Below are 20,742 nucleotides of genomic sequence, written 5' to 3' on the forward strand. Positions count from 1 at the left end.
ACTGTTTTGAAAATGTCCGATCACCCTTTGTCAGGGTGTCTCATTAACATTTAATAAGTTTTGTATGCTTTCTTCGTTGTTATATGAAGAATGTACTTTGACCAGTCCCTGGCTAATTGCCTGCTGGCAGGCTTCTCTGATATTGTCGGAAGCAAAACTTGCTGCCGGCGTATTATCAATGGCCTTTAAATAAACCCAGTGGCTTGATTTTTCTTTGATACTTAAATCTCTGGATGCACTGGTTGCCATCAATAAAATATCCAGCAATTCTTTTTCATTGATAGCCGTATGTGCTTTAGGCGGAAAAGGATAATCGGCAATCCCGATCCGGATAATCCGGTTTAACGGAACAGATGACTGAAATTCATTGACCCAGGTTTGAATCCGGTCAAATAATGCCTGAGGCTGTGTGTCCTGTTCCTGATTATTTTCTATATATAACAAATTTGCATCTGTGAAATGAAATATCCGGGCATTTGATGATAACTTTTCTTTCAGAAATTTACCAAAAGCCAGCTCTAATTTCAGGCCTTCAGAATAACCGTGCTGCAGATACATATTTCTGAGAAAAGGCACATCAATCATCGCAAACCGGAGTTTATCATTCAGTGGCTTATGAATCAGCTCTCCCATATACCATTGTTCATAGACCTGATTGCGTTTTTGCATCAACGTTGAGGAAAGATTGACATTCAGCATCCTCAAGTTATTCAGCTGAGAGCGGGAATGAGTAAATAAGTGGTTGTTCAACTCTTCAATTTCTTCATTTTGGTGACGAATAATGTACCCGCGTCTTAAGATGACGAGGAAGAAAACAAAGCTGATAATAGCGATGCTGTATGAAATATTTTTTAAAGAACTGTAACGGTTTTTCTGGCGTTTCAGTTCTCTGTCCAGCCCTTCCAGATGAAGGGTTTGTTCAACAAATGCTTTTTGCTGTTTAAAGTCATCCTCACTCAGCTGATTGAGCTTCTGTTGCCGGGATTCATTTTGCTGGTAGTGTCGGTGTGCGTAATACAACGCCTTTTTGTAGTTGCCCTGCTGCTCATAGGCATTTGAAAGCAGTTTTAAAGCCTGAAGGTTTGTATGATGATCGTGAGTTATTTCGGTGAGCTGTTCAGATTTTAATCCCAGCTGTATTGCCAGAGAGGGTTGCTTTTGTACATAAGCGATCACGGCTTTCAGCAAAGCTGCTTTGCCCTGAAGTCCGGGAAAATCATTTTGTTTTAACAGTGGGTCAATGGCTTCAAGATAGTCTTCTGCGAGTGGATAATTATAAAGTTGCAGATAGGTAGCTGCCAGATTGATTCTGACAGAAATAAATTGTGCCTTGCTATGCTGGGTGACGGGGTGGTCCAGCACATTGAGGTAAGAAACCAGTGCCAGATTATATTTCCCCTGGCGAAAGTAAATATCTCCCATTCGCTGCATGATGTTGACCCAAACCGGTGAACGTTCATAGTTGTCATAAAAATCCGCAGCCTGAGACAGGTACAGGAGGGCTTTGTCAAGTACACGCCGTTCGAAAAAAAGCCGGGCCAGCAGTGAATTGGTGGCAGCAAGCTGAGCGCCATCATCTGCTTCAAGTGCACTCCAGTATGCTGTCAGTAACTCTGAAAGGGCTTTATTATATTGCCCGTGAGAGAGGAAGTGTTTACCGAATTCAATATGATATTTGATCTGTGTGGTCACGGCCTGAATTGAAGAGAAATAATCTTTTGCATGTTTGTATAGCTTCTCAGCCAGCTGATTTTCGTCTGACCGGGAGGCGATTTCTGCCTGTAGCATCAAGATTTTATATCGGATCCGCTGAATCAGTTGTGAGGTGTTTTTCATCTGATCCAGGCGGGTCTCAATACGGGCAATTTGCTGGCGTGCCCGTGATTTATTGCGATCAAACAACCAGTTGAGTTTGATCTCCAGCAGCCGGACATCGATATCCAGATAAATCAGTTGATATTTATTGGCCAGAACTTTGGCCTGACGAATGTAATCCATCGCCTGTGTCTGGTGGCCCAGATGTGATTGAGCCTGTGCGAGAATGCCAAGTGCTTCAACACTGGCGCCCGGTGTGCGGATTTTATGCTCCGTTTCATCTCTTGTGATCGTTGACGGGGTTTTTTCCGTTGTATCTATCAGTCTTCTCTGGGTCAGAAAAGCAGTCACAAGGGATTGTGCTTCTCTGGGATCAATATCCAGTAACAGGCTTGCTTCGTTGAGTGTCGGGGATGAATAACCACTGGCACTTGTGCTGTAGCACAGTAAAGTACTCAGCAACAGAAAAAGTGTTTTCCAGCTTCTGTTTGTCATGTTTTTGCCCTGCGTTACTGGCGTGCCATCCGGCCAGTATTGATTGGTGCTTTATTTTCTGAAGAACGGTATGGATTGATATCCAGTCCGCCTCTGCGGGTATATCTTGCATAGACGGTCAGCTTTTTCGGAGCGCAATACTTTTTAATATCGGTAAAAATTCTTTCAACACACTGTTCATGAAATTCATTGTGTTCACGGAATGATATCAGATAGCGGAGCAGTGCTTCCCGGTTGATTTTATGTCCCTGATAATGAATTTCAATACTACCCCAGTCCGGTTGGCTGGTAATCAGGCAATTTGATTTCAGTAAGTGACTGTGAAGTGTTTCTTCGACCCATTCATGACCGGTTGCATTGTCCAGCAGAGATGGATTGAAATCGTAGCAATCAATGAGGATATCAGTATCGTCAATACATTCACCTTGCATCGGGGTGATAGCCTCGCCGGTGAAATCGGTGACTTTGCTTAATATAACAGAAACCGGCGCACCGGCGCATGCAGATAAATCGTTTTCCAGTTGCTTTTGTACCGCCTGAATACTGTCAAACCGGCTTTGGTTATAACTGTTCAGGTACAGTTTAAAGGATTTTGATTCGATTAAGGCAGGGCTTTCAGCCGGAACAGAAACGTGTCCGATCGCAATTTGAGGCAGGCCATTGTGATTCAGCCATGAAAGTTCATAAAGTGTCCACAGATCACAGCCGGTAAAAGGGAGTGAAGAGTTGAGTTGTAAATCATCCCGGTTGAGCGATCTGGGCACAGGTTGTAACAGGGATGGGTCGTAATGTGCCTTATAGTGTGTGGTTTTACCTAAAGTCAGACCAGCCAGCGCTTTGTCATCAGAATATTTGCTCATACTTAGTGCTAAATTTGTTTAGAATATCAGAATTCTACGAAATCCGTGGCCCTGTGTCATTACAGGTCTGCTTATTGGACGAAATCCAGAGGAGTCTCCCTACATATGGTTTCAGATGCTTTAACCCGGTTCAGCCAGCGCTATCAGGATGATTATTATCAGGTTTATGGCCAGTCACCGGATAATCCGGATTTATATGACTGGCCTTCTGAATGTATAACTGCTTGTCATGATGAGACGGTTTTCTGGCAGCCTGTCAGTCGTGAGCCGGCTGATTTTTCTAAGGTTGAACAGTCGATAGAACTGTTATTGCACTCAGATATCAAAGATTTTTACGGCACTCAGTATTGTGCCGATATGGACGCGGTCTGGGAAGGCATGGATCTGACGTTGCTTCAGGTATGGAATGATGATGATTTTATCCGTTTACAGGAAAATATTTTAGGTCATCTGGTGACTCAGCGACGGTTGAAGCTGAAGCCAACCGTTTTTATTGCTTCGACACCTGCTGAGTTTGATGTGATTTCGGTGTGTAACCTGACCGGGCAGGTTTTATCCGAAAGGGTGGGGACAAAGCAACGGGATGTGCTGGCACCCTCATTAGATGTATTTCTGGATCAACTGACACCAAGGGTATGATGGATGTACGTCGTTGAATTGCAATTTGAGTGTTTTGATAACACAACCGTTTCTGCCGTGGAACAGGCCATTTATGGCCTGATTGAGGCATTTCGCTTCAATGGTCAGCTGTTAGGGCGTGAATTCCCGGTGGTGATGGGAGAAGAGGGGATTTTTTCAGTCCGTGCGATGTGTCCTGAGAAGCAAAGCTTACATCCTGACTACCATTCTGATTTTGTTAAAGTCTGTTTGTCGCGCCTGACTGATGCCGGATTGTTGGCTCCGAAAGTGAAAATTATTGGTCTGGATATTCATTCCGAGCAAACGGATACGTCTGAAACCAGAGAGTGGCAGATACTTTACACAACTTATGTGCATACCTGTTCACCGTTGAGAAATGGCGATAATTTGCTGCCTGTTCCCCTGTATCGTATTCCGCCGACTTTCAATGGTGATCACAAAGCTGTGATTAAATGGCAGACGGAGTGGCAGGCTTGTGATGAGCTGCAAATGGCCGGAGGCTGTCGTGCGGAACATGCGGCATTAAAAGAGTTAAATCATCCTGAAAGTGATCTGTTCAGGCGGGGTTGGGATTTGCGGGGCCGAATCGAATATTTAACGGGGATTCCGACTTATTATTACCAGTATCAGGTCGGTGGCGTCAGTCTTGAGGCTGAGCAACAACGCTTGTGTCCGGTTTGTGGCGGGGAGTGGCGTTTGCATGAGCCTGTTCATGATATCTTTCACTTCAGGTGTGAGAAGTGCAGGATTATTTCTAACTTATCCTGGGATTATCTCAAGTAATCGTACCGGTTTAAAAACGTGAATGAAAAAGCCGATCTTTTGATCGGCTTGTTTAACTGGCTTAAAAGAGGGATTACCAACCTTTGACGACACTGTCTTTAAATGTCTTCATTGCAGCCTGATAGACTTCTTCTGTCTGATAAGCCTTAACAAAGTTTTTCACATTGTCGTTATTGACGTTATCTTCACGGGCAACGATCAGGTTCACGTATGGAGAATCTTTATCTTCGACAAAAATACCATCTTTGTTTGGTGATAAATCAATCTGACTGGCGAAGCTATTGTTAATGATAGCAACAGTGACGTCATCGAGTGAGCGTGGCAGTTGCGCGGCATCCAGTTCAACAACTTCGATATTTTTCGGGTTTTCCACGATGTCCTGAACCGTTGCTTTCAGACCAACGTTATCACGGAGCTTAATTAAGCCCTGTTTTTGCAGCAGCAGTAATGAACGTCCCAGATTGGTTGGATCATTTGGCACAGCAATCCGCGAGCCTTCTTTGATCTCATCAACAGATTTGACTTCTTTTGAGTATCCGGCAATTGGATAAACAAAGGTATTACCGGCAATAGCCAGTTTATAACCACGGTCAGCGATTTGCTGATCCAGATAAGGTTTGTGCTGGAAAGCATTCACATCAACCGAGCCATCATCCAAAGCTGCATTTGGTGTCACGTAGTCTGTAAATGTGACAAGTTCAACATCCAGATTGTACTTATCTTTCGCGACTTTTTTGGCAACTTCAGCAACCTGAGCCTCTGCACCTGCCATGACACCAACTTTAATTTTTTGAGTGTCAGCTGTTTTTTCACCGCAGCCCGACAGCACCAGTGCTGAAGCAGCTGTAATAATCGCCAGCAGACCTTTCAGGTTAAATTTCATGTATTTCTCCTTGATAAACTCTTATAAATTTTAAATTATGTTATTGATTGTTATCTGTGATCAACCCGACGGACAATGCTGTCACCGATGGATTGAATGATTTGAACCAAAATGATCAACATGATGACAGTGACAACCATGATCACCAGATCATATCGGTAGAATCCATACCGGATTGCAACATCACCCAGACCGCCGCCGCCAACTGTGCCAGCCATTGCTGAATAACTTACCAGTGTGACCAGAGTAATGGTGACTGCGTTTAAAATGGTCGGCAGTGCTTCCGGTAACAGGACTTTTGTAATGATTTGGAAGGGTTTTGCGCCCATCGCCTGAGCCGCTTCAACCAAGCCTGACGGGACTTCCAGCAGGGCATTTTCAATTAACCGGGCGACAAACGGAATCGCACCGATCGTCAATGGAACGATTGCTGCGGTGGTACCGATAAATGTACCAACCAACAACTTTGTCAGCGGAATAATGGCAACCATCAGGACTAAAAATGGTACAGAACGGCCAATGTTGACAATGGCGCCCAGAATCTGATTCAGCCTGACATTTTCAAGTAAACCACCTTTTTTACTGGTGTGGAGTATCACGCCCAGCGGGATACCGATTAAAAAACCAATCAGGCCGGAGACGGCAACCATATAAACAGTTTGACCTGTAGCCCCCAGTAAAAGCGAGGCATTTTGACTGACCCAGTCGGTAAGTGTATTAATTGACATAGCCTAAAACCTCAACTTTTACATGATGTTCGCTCAGGAAGCTGATCGCTGCATTTTCATCTGTTTCATTGCCGGACAGCTCAGCCATCATCATGCCGAATTTAACCCCGCCAGCATAATCAATATCCGAGCTGAGAATGTTCACGTCAATGTTAAAATCCCGTGAGATCTGAGACACCAAAGGTGCATCAACGGTTGCTCCGGTAAATTCCATCCGGATGAGTGGATGTGTATTTGCCTTGCGGCGGTCAAACAATCTTGACTGGTAATCGTCAGGGACTGATAAATCAAGTGTAGATCTGATGAATTGATGTGCCAGCTCTGTTTTGGGATGCGCAAAAATATCACTCACTGTGCCTTTCTCAACCAGTTCACCCTGACCGATGATTGCCACTTCATGACAGATATTTTTCACGACATCCATCTCATGCGTGATGATTAAGATAGTAATATTAAGCCGTTGATTAATTTCTTTCAGCAAATTCAGAATTGACTGAGTTGTGGCCGGGTCCAAAGCACTGGTTGCTTCATCGCACAACAGAACTTTTGGATCGGAAGCCAGTGCCCGGGCAATTGCCACCCGCTGCTTTTGTCCGCCACTGAGATTTGCCGGGTAAACATGCGCTTTGTCAGACAGGCCGACCAGATTCAGCAATTGACTGACCTTGGGTTCAATCTGTTCTTTTGCGCTACCGGCAAACTCTAACGGCAGGGCAACATTTTCAAACACCGTCCGGGAAGACAGTAAGTTAAAATGCTGGAAGATCATCCCGATATTTCTCCGGGCCTGACACAAATCTGCCGGGCTGAGTTTCGTCAGGTTGATGCCATTGACAATGACGTCCCCGTCAGTCGGTGCTTCTAACATATTAACGCAGCGAATTAATGTACTTTTTCCGGCACCTGAAGCACCGATCACACCAAAAATAGTCCCTTGTTTGATATGGAGATTAATGTCTTTCAAGGCATATATCTGCTTTGTTCCTTGCTGAAACACCTTGTTGACGTGATTTATTTCAATCATGAGATAACCTGCGCAGGCTCTGATTGTCAGAGATCATTTGGTTGATAATAGTTTTGTTAGGGATGCTAGGGCTTCATAAGGTTGAAGTCAATAGATATTTTTACGTCTAGACGTCCAAAATGAAATCTTCATCGTTTAGTATAATAAAAAGAATAAATTGTTCTCGTCACGAACTCAGAGGCAGAATTCATTTTCGGTGATTTTATCTGCTTATGATAAACTGCCAGACAAATCTCACTGAAACCTGCATCTTGAGGTATCAGTTTTTTATCATCTGTTATGAGAGTCGGATTTTGGCAAAACCAGCAGTGTTTTTAGATCGGGATGGTGTGATTAATGTCGATCAGGGATATGTTCATGATGAGCATGATTTCCACTTTATAGAAGGTGTATTTGAGGCAACAAAACAGTTGCAGGAGATGGGATACCTTCTTGTATTAGTGACCAACCAGTCCGGGATTGCCCGCGGGATGTTTAGTGAAGATCGCTTTTTGTCGCTGACACAATGGATGGACTGGAATTTTGTTGATAACGGTGTTGAGCTGGACGGTATTTACTACTGCCCCCATCATCCGGAACATGGTATCGGTGATTACAAACAGGACTGTGATTGCCGGAAGCCTAAGCCGGGGATGTTTATTTCCGCACGGGACTTTCTCAAAATCGATATGGAAAAGTCGGTCATGGTGGGGGATAAGCCTGCGGATATGATGGCAGCAAAATCAGCCGGTGTTGGCACGAAAGTTCTGGTCAGAACTGGAAAAGCTGTCACACCGGAAGGGGAAGCGCTGGCTGATGTAGTTTTGGGCAGTCTTCGTGATGTGCCCGGATTTTTAAAAAGCCGCTAAGATTTAAAAAATCAGATTCAGAAAAGAAAGTGAGCGTTAGCTTCTTTCTTTTTTCTCTATGTTTTTATTGCCGTAAAAAGAAAAAGCCAGCAATTTGCTGGCTTTTCTGTATGGTGGAGGGGGACGGATTCGAACCATCGAAGGCGGAGCCGGCAGATTTACAGTCTGCTCCCTTTGGCCACTCGGGAACCCCTCCGGAATTTTTCTTAATGTCTTGAAACCGTTTGATCTCACTATCAAACAACTTCGGAATATGGTGGAGGGGGACGGATTCGAACCATCGAAGGCGGAGCCGGCAGATTTACAGTCTGCTCCCTTTGGCCACTCGGGAACCCCTCCAGATTTTCTTCCTCAACGATGATTCCCGCATCAATCGTGAGTGCGGGGCGAATCTTAACAAACTCATTTAGTCTGTAAAGACTTTTCTGAAAAAATTGAGTTGAATGGTGCCTTTTTGGACAAACTAACTAAAATACAGGCAATTTCAATGCAATATTAGTGGTAAGTGACAATATATCTTGAAGGTTTATGATTCATGGCCAGTACTATATTTAAGACGACAGCACTCAGAACCGAAACACCGACAACATAGGCTGACAGATAAAACAGAGATGTCATGACGATGACTGCATCAATGCAGAGTTGGACTTTTCCTGCGGCAATCCCGAAATTATCCTGAACATACAGGCAAAATACATTGAACCCACCGAGGCTTGAATGATGGCGGAACAAGACCAGCATACCAATCCCCATGAGTAAACCACCGACAACTGCGCAATAAACATCATTGAGACTGTTGAGTTTCATAAACATCGCAATATGATCCGACAATACAGAAACCGCTAATCCACACAGGATGCTGTTACCGGCAAAGCGCAAGCCAAATTTCTTCCAGGCAAGCAGATAAAACGGGGTATTGCACAGAAAGTACAGCGTGCCGAAAGATAATGGCATAAATTGATCGAGTAATAATGCCAACCCGGCAGTTCCGCCGGTAATCATCTGCGCTGACTGAAGAAAGTTGATCCCCAGTGCAACCAGAAAGCAGCCGGTTATCATTGCAATGATATCTTCTTTATACGAATGTTTTTCCATGACTGAGCCATTGGTATGTTCTTATCTCTGTCCGAATCATAAGTAAAAGGTGAAAATTCCGGTAGCTAGAAAAGGAAATTTAGGGTAAACCTATGTCTCTAATCTTTTACAACCTGTAAATGGAATTATTGACACTTTGGTGAGGTTTATAAGAAAACTTCAACTGATTATGAAAAAACTGCATGATCATTTATTCAATTTGGGCTTTATGACATAGTTCAATTTAGGTAGAATGCGCCTCAAATTGAGTAGCGAAAACGTTTGCTTTTGCATTTAGAGCAGTTTTTCGACCTTTATATGATGAGTCAGGAGATACAGATGCTAACGCGAGATATGAATATCGCTGATTATGATGCGGAGCTCTTCGCAGCAATTCAGGAAGAAACCCTCCGTCAGGAAGAACACATTGAATTAATTGCTTCCGAAAACTATACCAGTCCACGGGTCATGGAAGCTCAGGGTTCTCAGCTAACAAATAAATATGCAGAAGGTTATCCTGGCAAGCGTTATTACGGTGGTTGTGAGTACGTGGACAAAGCAGAGGCTTTGGCAATTGATCGGGCATGTAAATTATTCAACTGTGAATATGCAAATGTTCAGCCTCATTCAGGTTCTCAGGCGAACAGTGCAGTTTATATGGCTTTGCTGAATCCGGGTGATACTGTGCTGGGGATGAGCCTTGCCCATGGTGGTCACCTGACTCATGGTTCTCCGGTTAACTTTTCTGGTAAGCACTATAATGTGATTCCTTATGGCATTGATGAAAGTGGCCAAATCAATTACGACGAAATGGAAGCGCTCGCGCTTGAGCATAAGCCTAAGATGATTATCGGTGGCTTCTCGGCTTATTCTCAGATTGTTGACTGGGCAAGAATGCGTGAAATCGCTGACAAGGCAGGTGCTTATCTGTTTGTTGATATGGCGCACGTTGCGGGTTTGATCGCTGCGGGTGTTTATCCGACGCCAATTCCTCATGCGCATATCGTGACGACGACAACACATAAAACACTGGCTGGTCCGCGTGGTGGTCTGATTCTTTCCAACGCGGGTGAAGAGATGTATAAGAAGCTGAATTCAGCTGTTTTCCCTGGCGGCCAGGGCGGCCCTCTGATGCACGTAATTGCTGCAAAGGCGGTTGCGTTCAAAGAAGCAATGGAACCTGAATTTAAAGAATATCAGGCACGTGTTGTGAAAAATGCCAAAGCGATGGTTGCCCAGTTCCAGGAACGTGGCTACAAGATCGTTTCAAATGGTACTGAAAATCACCTGTTCCTTGTTGATTTGATTGATAAGGGTATTACAGGGAAAGAAGCGGATGCCGCCTTGGGCGCAGCAAATATAACCGTCAACAAAAATTCCGTGCCTAACGATCCGCGGAGTCCTTTCGTCACTTCAGGTATCCGTGTTGGTACGCCTGCGATCACCCGTCGTGGTTTCACGGTGGAAGATGCAGAAAATCTGGCAAACTGGATGTGTGATGTGCTTGATAATGCTGATGACCAGTCTGTCATTGAAGCAACAAAAGCAAAAGTACTTGAGATTTGTAAGCGTTTACCTGTTTACGCTTAATCTGAAGATGATTCATGCAAAAAACCCGCAATTTGCGGGTTTTTTTATGCTTGTTTTCAGGAGATATTATTTAATTTCAACACCCTGAGCCTGAAGATCAGCATGATAAGAAGAACGGACGAAAGGACCACATGCGGCGTGCGTGAAGCCAAGGTCCAGAGCAATCTCTTTCAGCTCTTCAAATTCAGAAGGCGGGACATAGCGTTCAACCGGTAAATGGTGCCGGCTTGGTGCCAGATACTGACCCAATGTCAGCATGGTCACCCCATGAGCCCTTAAATCTTTTAATACCCCGATAATCTCTTCTTTTGTTTCACCAAGTCCCATCATCAAACCAGATTTAGTCGGGATGTCCGGGTGGTTATCTTTGAATTTTTTCAATAGCTCGAGAGACCATTTATAGTTAGCACCAGGACGAGCTTTACGGTACAAACGTGGGGCGGTTTCAAGGTTATGGTTAAATACGTCCGGGGGACTGGTTTGTAAAATTTCCAGCGCTTTATCCATACGTCCCCTGAAATCAGGAACCAGTGTTTCAATTCTTATTTCAGGATTCAGCGCCCTGATTTCCCTGTTACAATCAGCAAAGTGTTGCGCACCACCATCACGTAAGTCATCACGATCGACTGAAGTGATCACCACATATTTCAGTCCCATATCTTTGATCGTTTGTGCCAGTTTTTCCGGCTCACCGGCATCAGGTGTTAATGGGCGACCGTGTGCAACATCGCAGAATGGGCAACGACGGGTACAGATAGCACCCAGAATCATAAAAGTAGCCGTGCCGTGGTTAAAACATTCCGCAAGGTTAGGGCAGGACGCTTCCTCACAGACAGAATGCAGATTATTTTTACGCATCGCAGATTTGATATCCTGAATGCGCTGACTGTCCGAAGGCAGTTTGATCTTCATCCATTCCGGTTTGCGTAACACTTCTTTTTGTTCGGACGGCATATTTTTTACCGGTATCAGTGCCATTTTATCCGCATCCCGGTATTTGACGCCTTTCTCCATTTGAATTGGTTTAGTCATGATATTACTTCTGTGCTGTATTGAGTGTGCCCGTATCCCAGTGTGGTCACGAGTTCTTTAATTAACTGTTCTTCTACGGTGCGGAGGGTTGAGGGCCCGCCAAGGTCACTGACCTGAACCATCTCCATGCCTTGATAACCACATGGATTGATCCTTAAAAACGGTGATAAATCCATGTTCACATTGAGTGCCAGCCCATGAAATGAACAGCCACGACGAATCCTTAAGCCAAGAGAACAAATCTTTTTATCTCCGACGTAGACACCAGGTGCATCTGGCTTCGCCTTTGATTCAATGCCAAAAGCCTTGAGAGTCTTGACGACGATATTTTCAATATGTGTGACCAGTTCACGGACGCCCAGCTGCTTTCTTCTCAGGTCAAGTAAGAAGTATACAACAAGCTGACCGGGGCCATGATAGGTGACCTGTCCGCCACGGTCTGACTGAACAACCGGAATGTCCCCGGTATTGAGCAAATGCTCGGCTTTCCCGGCCTGACCCTGAGTGAAGACCGGTGGGTGTTCGACAAGCCATATTTCATCCCGGGTTTCACTGGTCCGGCTGTCAGTAAACTCATGCATAGCCTGCCAGACTGTCTGATAATCTTGCTGGCCAAGTTGTTTAATGATGAGACGCTGGTTATCCATGTGCAGACTTATTACTTTTGGAAGAGAATTATCAGCGGATTATAAACTTCTTTGGGACGCTGAACTACTCATAGATGCTATAAAATTAACCATAATCTTCGTGTATGATTGTTTAACCATCTGATATATATAGAAAAAGCAGCCAGAGCTGCTTTCAAAAAAAATTGAAAAAATCAATAAAAACCGCATTCAGTGAATCGGATGTCTGATTTACAGCACCATACGGACGATATCAATCTCACCCAGTTCTTTATAGAGCGTTTCTACCTGCTCAATTGACGTTGCCGTGATATTAATTGAAACAGAATGATAGTTTCCTTTCGCACTTGGTTTCACCTTTGGGCTGTAATCACCCGGTGCGTGGCGCTGAATCACCTCAAGGACACGTTCCGGTAATTCCGGCTTTGCATATCCCATCACTTTGTATGTAAATGAACAAGGAAATTCAAGGAGATCCTTTAACTTAGCGTCGGAATTAATAGTCAACATATCGGGTGTTCCTGATGAAATATACGGATTCTGGAGGGGAATGTTACTGTTTTACCGGGATGAACTCAAGATATTGCAGCCTGTGCCAAAGCCGGAAAAAGTCAGTTAATTCATTTTATTCAGCTTTTTTATTCTGAATGAACAATTTTATTTTGAATAAACAATACCCAATTCACTTTGGGGGTGACCCGGAAGTGAATGGGTATCTGTTTTCCGGCAGGTGGCGCATATTCATTCAGGAAAGCTATTTAACTGAAATCACCAGAGATATAGTTGCGGGTGCGTTCTTTGCCCGGATCATTAAAAATTTGTCTGGTTTTGCCAAATTCTTCCAGCTCGCCAAGGTACATGAATCCCGTATAGTCAGAAATACGCATGGCTTGCTGCATATTATGTGTCACAACCACAATGGTATATTTGGTGCGCAATTCCGTGATCAGCATTTCGATAGCTGAGGTTGCAATCGGGTCAAGTGCTGAGGTTGGTTCATCCATTAAAATAACATCGGGTTCCAGTGCAATTGTTCTGGCAATACACAACCGTTGCTGTTGGCCTCCGGATAAACCATTGGCATCCGAATTGAGTTTATCTTTCACTTCATCCCAAAGATGAGAACGTTTCAAAGCGGACTCGACCCGCTCTCTGATTTCTTCTTTGGAGAATTTTCCCTGTATCTTCAGTCCAAATGTCATATTCTCATAAATTGTCATCGGGAAAGGCGTCGGTTTTTGGAAAACCATCCCGACTTTAGAGCGTAATTCATTAATGTCCGTATTCGCAAAGATACTTTGCCCTTCAAGTTGTATATCACCTTCAGCGTACTGCTGACCGTAAAGGTTGTAAATCCGGTTTAATGTTCTTAACAGGGTCGACTTCCCACATCCGGATGGTCCGATGAGTGCAGTGACGCGATTTTTGTAAATCGGCATGGAAACATTTTTCAGTGCGGGTGCAGCACCTTTGGCATAGAAGAAGTTCAGGTTCTGTATTTCCATGCTTTGCATCAGGTTCTCTTCTTCATAAAAGGCTTGTCCGTTGATGTCTGCGTCTGATGTGCTGTGAAGTATGCTGTTAATTGCCGTACTCATGCTCTTCCTGCCTTAATTATTTTCGGCAACACAGTTGCCAGTACGTTTATGCCTAAGATAAAGGTCGTTACAATCAGTGCACCGGCCCATGCAAGATTTTGCCACGATGTATATGGGCTCATCGCAAATTGATAGATAGTTACGGGTAAATTTGCCATCGGTTTACTCATGTCTGTCGTCATGAAGTTACTGTTCAGAGAGGTAAATAACAGAGGGGCTGTTTCTCCTGAAATACGGGCAATTGAAAGTAACACCGCCGTGATAATACCAGGTGCTGCAGCCCGGTAGCTTAACTGAGTGATGACCCGCCATTTGGGTGATCCCAAACCGCTGCCGGCTTCTTTGAGGGTTGGTGGAACCAGACGCAGCATTTCTTCTGTTGAAGAGATAATCATAGGTAACGCGAGAACGGCCAGTGCAATCGCACCAGCCCAGCCGGAATAGCCTCCGGTAGGAACCACAATAATGGCATAAATGAACAAACCGACGAGAATGGAAGGGGCACTCATCAACATCCCGTTTAAGAAGCGTAATGATTCTGCAATTTTGTTGTCTTTCTCTGTTTCTGCCAGCCAGGTACCCGCAAGAATACCGATAGGCGCCGCAATAAGAATGCCTGCTAATGTCAGCATAAAGCTACCAATCAGGGCATTTTTCAGGCCGCCTTCGCTCCCCGGTCCGGGGGTCAGCATGGTAAATGTATTCAGGTTCAATCCTTTTATACCATCACCAATGAGGGTATAAAAAATACTGGCGAGCATAAACACGCCTGAAGCGGCAGACAGCGTGCAAAATGCCAGAAAGATAAAATTTTTTATTTTTCTTTTATTCATACTTTTTTTTCCTCAACAGACGACGGGCAAAACTCATCACAAAAAAAGTAATGATGAACAACACAACGCCAAGGGCGATGAGAGAAGCCAGTTGCATTGGATCGGTTGCTTCATTAAATTGCTGCGCGATGGTTGCGGAGATAGAACTGGCGGGCATAAAAAGCGATGTCTCAATCCGGTTTGCGCCACCAATGACAAAAGCAACGGCCATGGTTTCACCTAACGCCCGGCCTAACCCCAGAATTGCAGCACTGACAGTGGCTTCTTTGACCTGAGGAATCAGAACCCGGGTGATCACTTCAAATGGTGTGGCGCCTGTCCCATACGCGGCTTCTCTGAGTACATCCGGAATGGACTTCAGTGCATCTCTGGTTAATGAGGTCATGATCGGCAAAATCATAATCGACAGAATGATCCCTGCACTCAGCAAACCGATACCAATGGGCGGTCCGTCAAACCAGGGGCCTATCAGGGGAATATCGACGATATGCTCTGCTGCCCACATCTGAAAATTATCTGAAAACCACGGGGCGAAGACAAATAATCCCCACATTCCGTAGATGATACTTGGTATTGCAGCCAGTAGTTCAACGGCTTTACCGACAGGTTCACTGAGCCAGCCCGGGGTGAGTTCTGCTAAAAAAATGGCGGTGCCGAGAGCAATTGGCGCGGAGATAAGAATCGCAATAAGAGATGATACCAGTGTCCCGTAAATTGCTGCAGCTGCGCCAAACTCGCCTTGAATCGGGTCCCATATATCGCGGAAAATAAAGTGAATTCCGAATTTTTGAAATGCAGGCCAGCCACCTTCAATCAGGGATAAGATAATGCCTGTTAAAGTGATAAATATAAGAAGTGCACTGGCAAAACTCAATTTATTAAAAACAGAGTCGCCATTGATTTTATTTTTTAAACTGATAATTGTCATCATAATATTTACAGGCCTTTATATTTGTCATGTGAATGTGGATATATTCTCTGACATGAATAAAGGCCTGAATTCTGTTATTTAATAATTGATTTTCCGTTATGGACCAGACTGTGTTTCCACGTGCTGTTTACCATATCGACAACTTTTTCAGGCATTGGCACATAATCCAGTTTTTCAGCATACTTGCCGTGTTTGTAGCTCCACTTAAAGAAGTCGACCATCGCTTGTGCTTTCTTTGTATTCACCTGATCTTTATGCAGAAGAATAAAGGTTGCTGCAGTCAGCGGCCATGAGTCATCACCTGGCTGATTATTCAGTAAAAGGTGATACCCCGGGGCATTTTTCCAGTCTGCATTTGCTGCAGCTGCCTGGAATGTTTTCATGGTCGGCATCAGGAATTTTCCTGAGCTGTTTCTCATTTGTGTATAAGCCAGGTTGTTTTGCTTCGCATAAGCATATTCAACATAGCCGATAGAGCCTTTCGTGCGGTTGACGAAGTTGGCGACACCTGCATTGCCTTTACCACCAATACCCGTTGCTGCTTTTGGCCAGCTGATATCTTTTGCAAAACCCACCTGAGTCCGCCAGTCATAACTGATTTGATTCAGGTATTGGGTGAAGTTATAAGTGGTGCCTGAACCGTCTGAACGGTGAACGACATAAATGGATTGATGAGGTAGTTTGACATCCCGGTTGAGTGCAACAATTGCGGGGTCATCCCATTTTTTAATTTTGCCAAGGAAGATATCAGCAACAACGTTCCCTGTTAATTTTAATTCACCAGCCTTAATGCCCGGAATATTCACAACCGGAACAATCGCACCCATCACCATTGGGAACTGGATCATGCCCTTTTTGTCCAGCTGCTTCATCGTTAAAGGTGCATCAGAAGCGCCGAAATCAACAGTTTTTGCTGTGATTTGTCTGATACCACCGCCAGAACCAATACCCTGATAGTTGATTTGAACCCCGGTTTCTTTTTGGTATTGCTCTGCCCATTTAGCGTAAACAGGTAGCGGGAAAGTTGCACCAGCACCATTAATGGTTGTTTGCGCTGCGACACCAAATGAAGCAGCAACCATCAATGAAGACACAAGAGCTGATTTAATGAATTTCACAATATATCTCCGATATCATTTAACAAATGAAGCGGGCTATTTAAATCAAAAAGAAAAACTTAAATAGCCCCTGTTAGTTTTAGCGTTGAAATAAAACTAAAAGAATTGAAATGAATTCAATCTGCCAATCGGTGCAACCCAATCGACGTGATTGAGATTAGGAATCTAATGTGACGTTTTTATGAAGAAAATTGGAAAAGAGTGCATTTGATAACTAGATTTATCATAATTAAATTAAATCTGATAAAAATATTTCACAAGATGAAAAATAATTTGATGTGATTACTGTTAATTATAATTTCTTATTTTGAGGGACATGCCTTGTCATTTATTATTTTCATTATTATATATCGGGTGAATTATTAATAACATGGATATGTTGATTATATTTAAAGTGTATCTGATTTATGGATTAGCGTGTTTTTCTATATTCTCTTCTGTTTTTTTCAGAAATCTCAGCAAAAGTCGCATTCATATTGCCGGAGTATTGCCGGTTTTGGCTGCATTTGGGCTGGTACACGGCATTCATGAATGGTCAGCGCTCTATCTGGAGATATTCAGAAGTGAATCTGGAGTATTCAGATACATTGAAGCATTTAAAGTGGTTAAGTTATGGTTATCTTTTGCCTTTTTAAGCCTCTTTGCCTGGAAAATGCTGAATCTGACTTCCTGGCGCTATCTCCGCTGGATTAAGGGATGCATGATGACCCTATTGTTGATTTTTATCGCCGGATTGGTTCTCCGCTATGACATGGACGCCTCTCAGGCTTACATTGTTTCACTCCGTGAACAGATCCGGTGGATTTTTGCATTGGGTGGCGGCGTATTATCTGGTCTGGCAGTCTACAGTTATGCCAATATTCTTGAAGAAGAAGGGTATGGGGCATCTCTGCCTTTTAAACTCATGGGACTGGCATTGATAGGGTATGGTTGTTTTGCCGGTTTATTTTCAGTTGAGAGTGGCTTATGGGTTTTAGTCTGTCAAACGTTTTGGGCGATTTGTATTACAGTGACACTTTGGTATGCACTCCGGGTGTTTGACCGGGAACGTGACAGTCAGACTGAGGCCGCATTACATCAATCGCTTCAGGATGCCAAACTAAAAGAGCTGGGAGAGCTGATTTCTGCGGTTGCCCATGAAATTAAAACACCGGTGAGCAGTGCGATGGTGAGTTGTGACTTGCTATTACGACAATTACCGGATGATGAGGCGCACCGGCGGCAAATTAACCGGATTATGAATAGTTTGACCCGGGCTGCGGAAATCAGCCATGAAGTATTGAACTATGCGCATCATAAGCCCGTAAAACATGAACGCGTCCGGTTGTGCGATATCATTCATGCCGCGGTTCATCTGAATCAGTATCGTTTAGCCGGATTTGATTGCATGATGGAACTGGATGAGCAATTGGTGGTTTACGGTGATGCGGGGCTTCTGGAGGAAGTGATCAGTAACTTTATCTCTAATGCCATTGATGCCAGTCAAGACGATGACCGGCGTATCAAAATTAGTTGCTTCCGGGACAAGCTGAATGTTGTGGTTCAGGTGCTTGATTATGGCGATGGAATGCCACAGGATATGATTGGTAAGGCAACTCAGCCATTTTTTACGACGAAACCAAGAGGCGAGGGAACGGGCATGGGGCTGTCATTGTGTAAACAGATTATCTTAAGGCATGGCGGCACACTTTTACTGCGGAACCATCCAGAAGGATTTGTTGCTGAAATGCGTTTACCGGGAGGAAATCAATGACACTCAGACTGTTACTGGCCGAAGATGATCAACAGCTCAGAGAAGTATTGGTTGAAGCTTTGACGTTGGAGTCTTTTGACGTGATTGCCTTTGATAATGCAGAAGATGCATTAGATTACGCCGCCACTCAGCATATTGACCTGGCCCTGATGGATGTCGTTATGCGTGGTATCACCGGGATTGAGGCGTTGGCTTCATTACGGCGCATGCACCCGAATATTGGTATTGTGATTACCACTGCCTTTGCAACGGTCGATATGGCCGTCGACGCCATGAAGAAAGGAGCGGATGAGTTTTTGACCAAGCCGTTTAATCTGACATCTTTATCCGTCACATTAAAAAGAGTCTATGCACAGCACTCACCAAAGTCGCCGGTGGATGAGCGACATAATGATATGATTTTTTCTGCATTATCTAATCCAATCCGGAGAATGGTTGTGAAGCAGCTTAAAATTCACCGTAAGCTGAAATTTATGGATTTGTGCCGGGTTGTCGGTGTTGAGGATCATACAAAATTTAATTTTCATCTCAGACAGTTGGTGAACTGTGGGCTGGTTGAAAAAGAAGAAGGAAGGACTTACTCACTGACAGAGCGAGGTATCCAGGTTTATATCAGTATGTTGCAATCCTGATTTTGCTCTCATACCATTCTGAGTAACTTTCTGATCTGGATATATCTTGTTCCGTAAACCGCTCAAGCCATCCCTTTTCGTTGATAAGAAAGGCGCTTAAACAAGGACACCCATGCCCTTGTCTGTTTGCGCCACCAAACACATCCAGATGATTAGTTTATTTTCCAGATTAATGGAATCAGAGTGCATTTGTTTCTGTCATGAAATGGTTCAGGGCAATGTTGTCAGCCAATAAAAAACGGCCTGTCAGATGGCCGTTTTCGATTCAATAATCATGTGTGAATGTTGATTAGAACAGTCCTTTAAACAATAAGACGATGTAATCCCACAGGCGGCTGAAAATACTGCCTTTCTCTACATCTTCAAGTGCCATCAGCGGGTATTGGGCAACATCTTTACCTTCCAGCTGGTAGTAAAGCTTACCGACAACATCTCCCTTATGAATAGGAGCCTGCAGTTCTTTTTCAAGCACAAAACTGGCTTTCAGATTTTTTGCCTGACCACGGGGCAGAGTCACATAAGTATCTTTATCGACACCCAAAGCAACCGTGCTTTTGTCTCCCATCCAGATTCTTTCCTGAACGAAGGTTTGTCCCGCTTTGTGTGGTGCAACTGTTTCAAAGAAGCGGAAACCATAACTCAGCAGTTTTTTGCTTTCAGATTTACGTGCATTTGCACTCTTGGTACCCATCACAACAGAAATTAAACGCATGTTTCCTTCTGTTGCTGAACTGACCAGGCTATAACCTGCATGGCTGGTATGACCGGTTTTGATCCCGTCCACATGCATACTCTTATCCCACAATAGCCCGTTACGGTTATATTGTGTGATGCCGTTATAAGTGAATTTTTTCTGAGCGTAGATTTTATACTCGTCCGGAACATCTCTGATCAGAGCTTGTCCCAGCAGTGCCATATCATAAGGTGTGGAGTAATGGTTTCCATGGTCAAGCCCATGGACATTGGCAAAATGTGTGTTTTTCATGCCAATGGTGCCCGCCCAGGCATTCATCAGGTCAACAAATGCATCTTCTGAACCGGCAACATGTTCCGCCATTGCGACACAGGCATCATTACCTGACTGGACAATAATCCCTTTGTTCAGCTCTTTGACTTTAACGGTCGTGCCGACTTCAATGAACATTTTTGAAGAGTCAGGAAAATTCTTCGCCCATGCATTTTTACTGATGACGACATCATCTTCAGGAGAAATATTGCCTCTTGCCAGCTCTTGTCCAATCACATAGCTGGTCATCATTTTTGTCAGGCTTGCCGGAGCCAGTTTGGTATTCATCTCTTTTTCTGCAAGGATTTTACCTGAATGATAGTCCATCAGGACATAGCCTTTGGCGGCAATTTGAGGTGCATCGGGAACGACAATCGGAGAAGCTAGTGCGTTAGATAATGTGGCTGATAAAGCAATAGCAGACACAAAAATTGACTTAGAAATAATTTTTTTATTCATGGTAAATGCAGACTT

Annotated in this window: 20 protein-coding genes and 2 tRNA genes; 6 read left to right on the forward strand and 16 right to left on the reverse strand. The window is 44.0% G+C overall.

Features of this window, described 5'->3' with window-relative positions; all coding sequences use genetic code 11:
• Nucleotides 1-30 precede the first annotated feature (30 nt).
• Together OCV29_RS05960 and queF are read right to left on the reverse strand one after the other, a co-directional pair.
• Nucleotides 31-2,310, reverse strand: a complete 2,280-nt coding sequence (locus tag OCV29_RS05960) for a tetratricopeptide repeat protein (RefSeq protein ID WP_073603862.1) — start codon at nucleotides 2,308-2,310, stop codon at nucleotides 31-33.
• Between the two features lie 14 nt (nucleotides 2,311-2,324).
• Nucleotides 2,325-3,170: an NADPH-dependent 7-cyano-7-deazaguanine reductase QueF gene (queF, locus tag OCV29_RS05965; RefSeq protein WP_073603861.1), complete on the reverse strand. Its 846-nt coding sequence runs from the start codon at nucleotides 3,168-3,170 to the stop codon at nucleotides 2,325-2,327.
• Between the two features lie 105 nt (nucleotides 3,171-3,275).
• Here queF and syd point away from each other — a divergent pair, with 105 nt between their 5' ends.
• Both syd and OCV29_RS05975 read left to right on the forward strand, forming a co-directional pair.
• Complete coding sequence (gene syd, locus OCV29_RS05970; RefSeq protein ID WP_073603860.1) at nucleotides 3,276-3,809, forward strand: SecY-interacting protein; 534 nt, start codon at nucleotides 3,276-3,278, stop codon at nucleotides 3,807-3,809.
• A gap of 3 nt (nucleotides 3,810-3,812) precedes the next feature.
• Nucleotides 3,813-4,592, forward strand: coding sequence for a Zn-ribbon-containing protein (locus tag OCV29_RS05975; protein ID WP_073603859.1), 780 nt, complete (start codon nucleotides 3,813-3,815; stop codon nucleotides 4,590-4,592).
• A 73-nt stretch (nucleotides 4,593-4,665) separates the two neighbouring features.
• Here OCV29_RS05975 and OCV29_RS05980 read toward each other — a convergent pair whose 3' ends face one another.
• Genes OCV29_RS05980 through metN form a run of 3 tightly spaced genes read right to left on the reverse strand, consistent with a single transcriptional unit; the run spans nucleotide 4,666 to nucleotide 7,227 of the window.
• A complete protein-coding gene (locus OCV29_RS05980) occupies nucleotides 4,666-5,475 on the reverse strand; it encodes a MetQ/NlpA family lipoprotein (protein WP_073603858.1) in 810 nt (269 codons plus the stop codon).
• 50 nt (nucleotides 5,476-5,525) lie between these two features.
• Nucleotides 5,526-6,203 (reverse strand): methionine ABC transporter permease, encoded by a 678-nt coding sequence (locus OCV29_RS05985; protein ID WP_073603857.1) that lies wholly within the window; start codon nucleotides 6,201-6,203, stop codon nucleotides 5,526-5,528.
• Nucleotides 6,193-7,227 carry a methionine ABC transporter ATP-binding protein MetN gene (metN, locus tag OCV29_RS05990; protein WP_073603856.1) on the reverse strand — a complete coding sequence of 345 codons (1,035 nt, stop codon included), beginning with the start codon at nucleotides 7,225-7,227 and terminating at the stop codon, nucleotides 6,193-6,195. Before metN ends, OCV29_RS05985 begins: the two co-directional genes overlap by 11 nt.
• A gap of 293 nt (nucleotides 7,228-7,520) precedes the next feature.
• Here metN and gmhB point away from each other — a divergent pair, with 293 nt between their 5' ends.
• Nucleotides 7,521-8,075, forward strand: coding sequence for a D-glycero-beta-D-manno-heptose 1,7-bisphosphate 7-phosphatase (gene gmhB / locus OCV29_RS05995; RefSeq protein ID WP_073603912.1), 555 nt, complete (start codon nucleotides 7,521-7,523; stop codon nucleotides 8,073-8,075).
• A 111-nt stretch (nucleotides 8,076-8,186) separates the two neighbouring features.
• Here gmhB and OCV29_RS06000 read toward each other — a convergent pair.
• The 3 genes from OCV29_RS06000 to OCV29_RS06010 form a co-directional block, all read right to left on the reverse strand.
• Nucleotides 8,187-8,271, reverse strand: a tRNA-Tyr gene (locus OCV29_RS06000).
• A gap of 58 nt (nucleotides 8,272-8,329) precedes the next feature.
• A tRNA-Tyr gene (locus OCV29_RS06005) sits at nucleotides 8,330-8,414 on the reverse strand.
• Between the two features lie 156 nt (nucleotides 8,415-8,570).
• Nucleotides 8,571-9,170 (reverse strand): YitT family protein, encoded by a 600-nt coding sequence (locus tag OCV29_RS06010; protein ID WP_073603855.1) that lies wholly within the window; start codon nucleotides 9,168-9,170, stop codon nucleotides 8,571-8,573.
• A gap of 318 nt (nucleotides 9,171-9,488) precedes the next feature.
• Here OCV29_RS06010 and glyA point away from each other — a divergent pair, with 318 nt between their 5' ends.
• Complete coding sequence (gene glyA / locus OCV29_RS06015) at nucleotides 9,489-10,739, forward strand: serine hydroxymethyltransferase (RefSeq protein WP_073603854.1); 1,251 nt, start codon at nucleotides 9,489-9,491, stop codon at nucleotides 10,737-10,739.
• Between the two features lie 66 nt (nucleotides 10,740-10,805).
• On the opposite strand, the gene lipA is transcribed toward glyA, so the two are convergent.
• The 7 genes from lipA to pstS form a co-directional block, all read right to left on the reverse strand.
• The gene (gene lipA / locus OCV29_RS06020; protein WP_073603853.1) at nucleotides 10,806-11,771 is read right to left on the reverse strand and encodes a lipoyl synthase; all 966 of its coding nucleotides are present in this window, start codon (nucleotides 11,769-11,771) and stop codon (nucleotides 10,806-10,808) included.
• Nucleotides 11,768-12,418: a lipoyl(octanoyl) transferase LipB gene (gene lipB, locus OCV29_RS06025; protein ID WP_073603852.1), complete on the reverse strand. Its 651-nt coding sequence runs from the start codon at nucleotides 12,416-12,418 to the stop codon at nucleotides 11,768-11,770. The genes lipA and lipB overlap by 4 nt, the downstream gene beginning before the upstream one ends.
• 210 nt (nucleotides 12,419-12,628) lie before the next feature.
• Nucleotides 12,629-12,907 carry a DUF493 family protein YbeD gene (gene ybeD, locus OCV29_RS06030; protein WP_073603851.1) on the reverse strand — a complete coding sequence of 93 codons (279 nt, stop codon included), beginning with the start codon at nucleotides 12,905-12,907 and terminating at the stop codon, nucleotides 12,629-12,631.
• Between the two features lie 248 nt (nucleotides 12,908-13,155).
• A complete protein-coding gene (pstB, locus tag OCV29_RS06035; protein WP_084193316.1) occupies nucleotides 13,156-13,995 on the reverse strand; it encodes a phosphate ABC transporter ATP-binding protein PstB in 840 nt (279 codons plus the stop codon).
• On the reverse strand, nucleotides 13,992-14,828 hold the full coding sequence (gene pstA / locus OCV29_RS06040; protein ID WP_073603850.1) for a phosphate ABC transporter permease PstA: 837 nt from the start codon (nucleotides 14,826-14,828) through the stop codon (nucleotides 13,992-13,994). Before pstA ends, pstB begins: the two co-directional genes overlap by 4 nt.
• Complete coding sequence (pstC, locus tag OCV29_RS06045) at nucleotides 14,821-15,756, reverse strand: phosphate ABC transporter permease subunit PstC (RefSeq protein ID WP_073603910.1); 936 nt, start codon at nucleotides 15,754-15,756, stop codon at nucleotides 14,821-14,823. Before pstC ends, pstA begins: the two co-directional genes overlap by 8 nt.
• A gap of 77 nt (nucleotides 15,757-15,833) precedes the next feature.
• Nucleotides 15,834-16,877: a phosphate ABC transporter substrate-binding protein PstS gene (pstS, locus tag OCV29_RS06050; protein ID WP_073603849.1), complete on the reverse strand. Its 1,044-nt coding sequence runs from the start codon at nucleotides 16,875-16,877 to the stop codon at nucleotides 15,834-15,836.
• A 370-nt stretch (nucleotides 16,878-17,247) separates the two neighbouring features.
• On the opposite strand from pstS, the gene OCV29_RS06055 reads away from it, so the two are divergent.
• Together OCV29_RS06055 and OCV29_RS06060 are read left to right on the forward strand one after the other, a co-directional pair.
• A complete protein-coding gene (locus OCV29_RS06055) occupies nucleotides 17,248-18,630 on the forward strand; it encodes a sensor histidine kinase (protein WP_073603848.1) in 1,383 nt (460 codons plus the stop codon).
• Nucleotides 18,627-19,262 carry a response regulator gene (locus OCV29_RS06060; RefSeq protein ID WP_073603847.1) on the forward strand — a complete coding sequence of 212 codons (636 nt, stop codon included), beginning with the start codon at nucleotides 18,627-18,629 and terminating at the stop codon, nucleotides 19,260-19,262. The genes OCV29_RS06055 and OCV29_RS06060 overlap by 4 nt, the downstream gene beginning before the upstream one ends.
• Before the next feature lie 289 nt (nucleotides 19,263-19,551).
• On the opposite strand, the gene OCV29_RS06065 is transcribed toward OCV29_RS06060, so the two are convergent.
• Nucleotides 19,552-20,727: a serine hydrolase gene (locus OCV29_RS06065; protein WP_073603846.1), complete on the reverse strand. Its 1,176-nt coding sequence runs from the start codon at nucleotides 20,725-20,727 to the stop codon at nucleotides 19,552-19,554.
• Nucleotides 20,728-20,742: the final 15 nt, after the last annotated feature.

The organism is Vibrio aerogenes, assembly GCF_024346755.1.
Lineage (GTDB): Bacteria > Pseudomonadota > Gammaproteobacteria > Enterobacterales > Vibrionaceae > Vibrio > Vibrio aerogenes.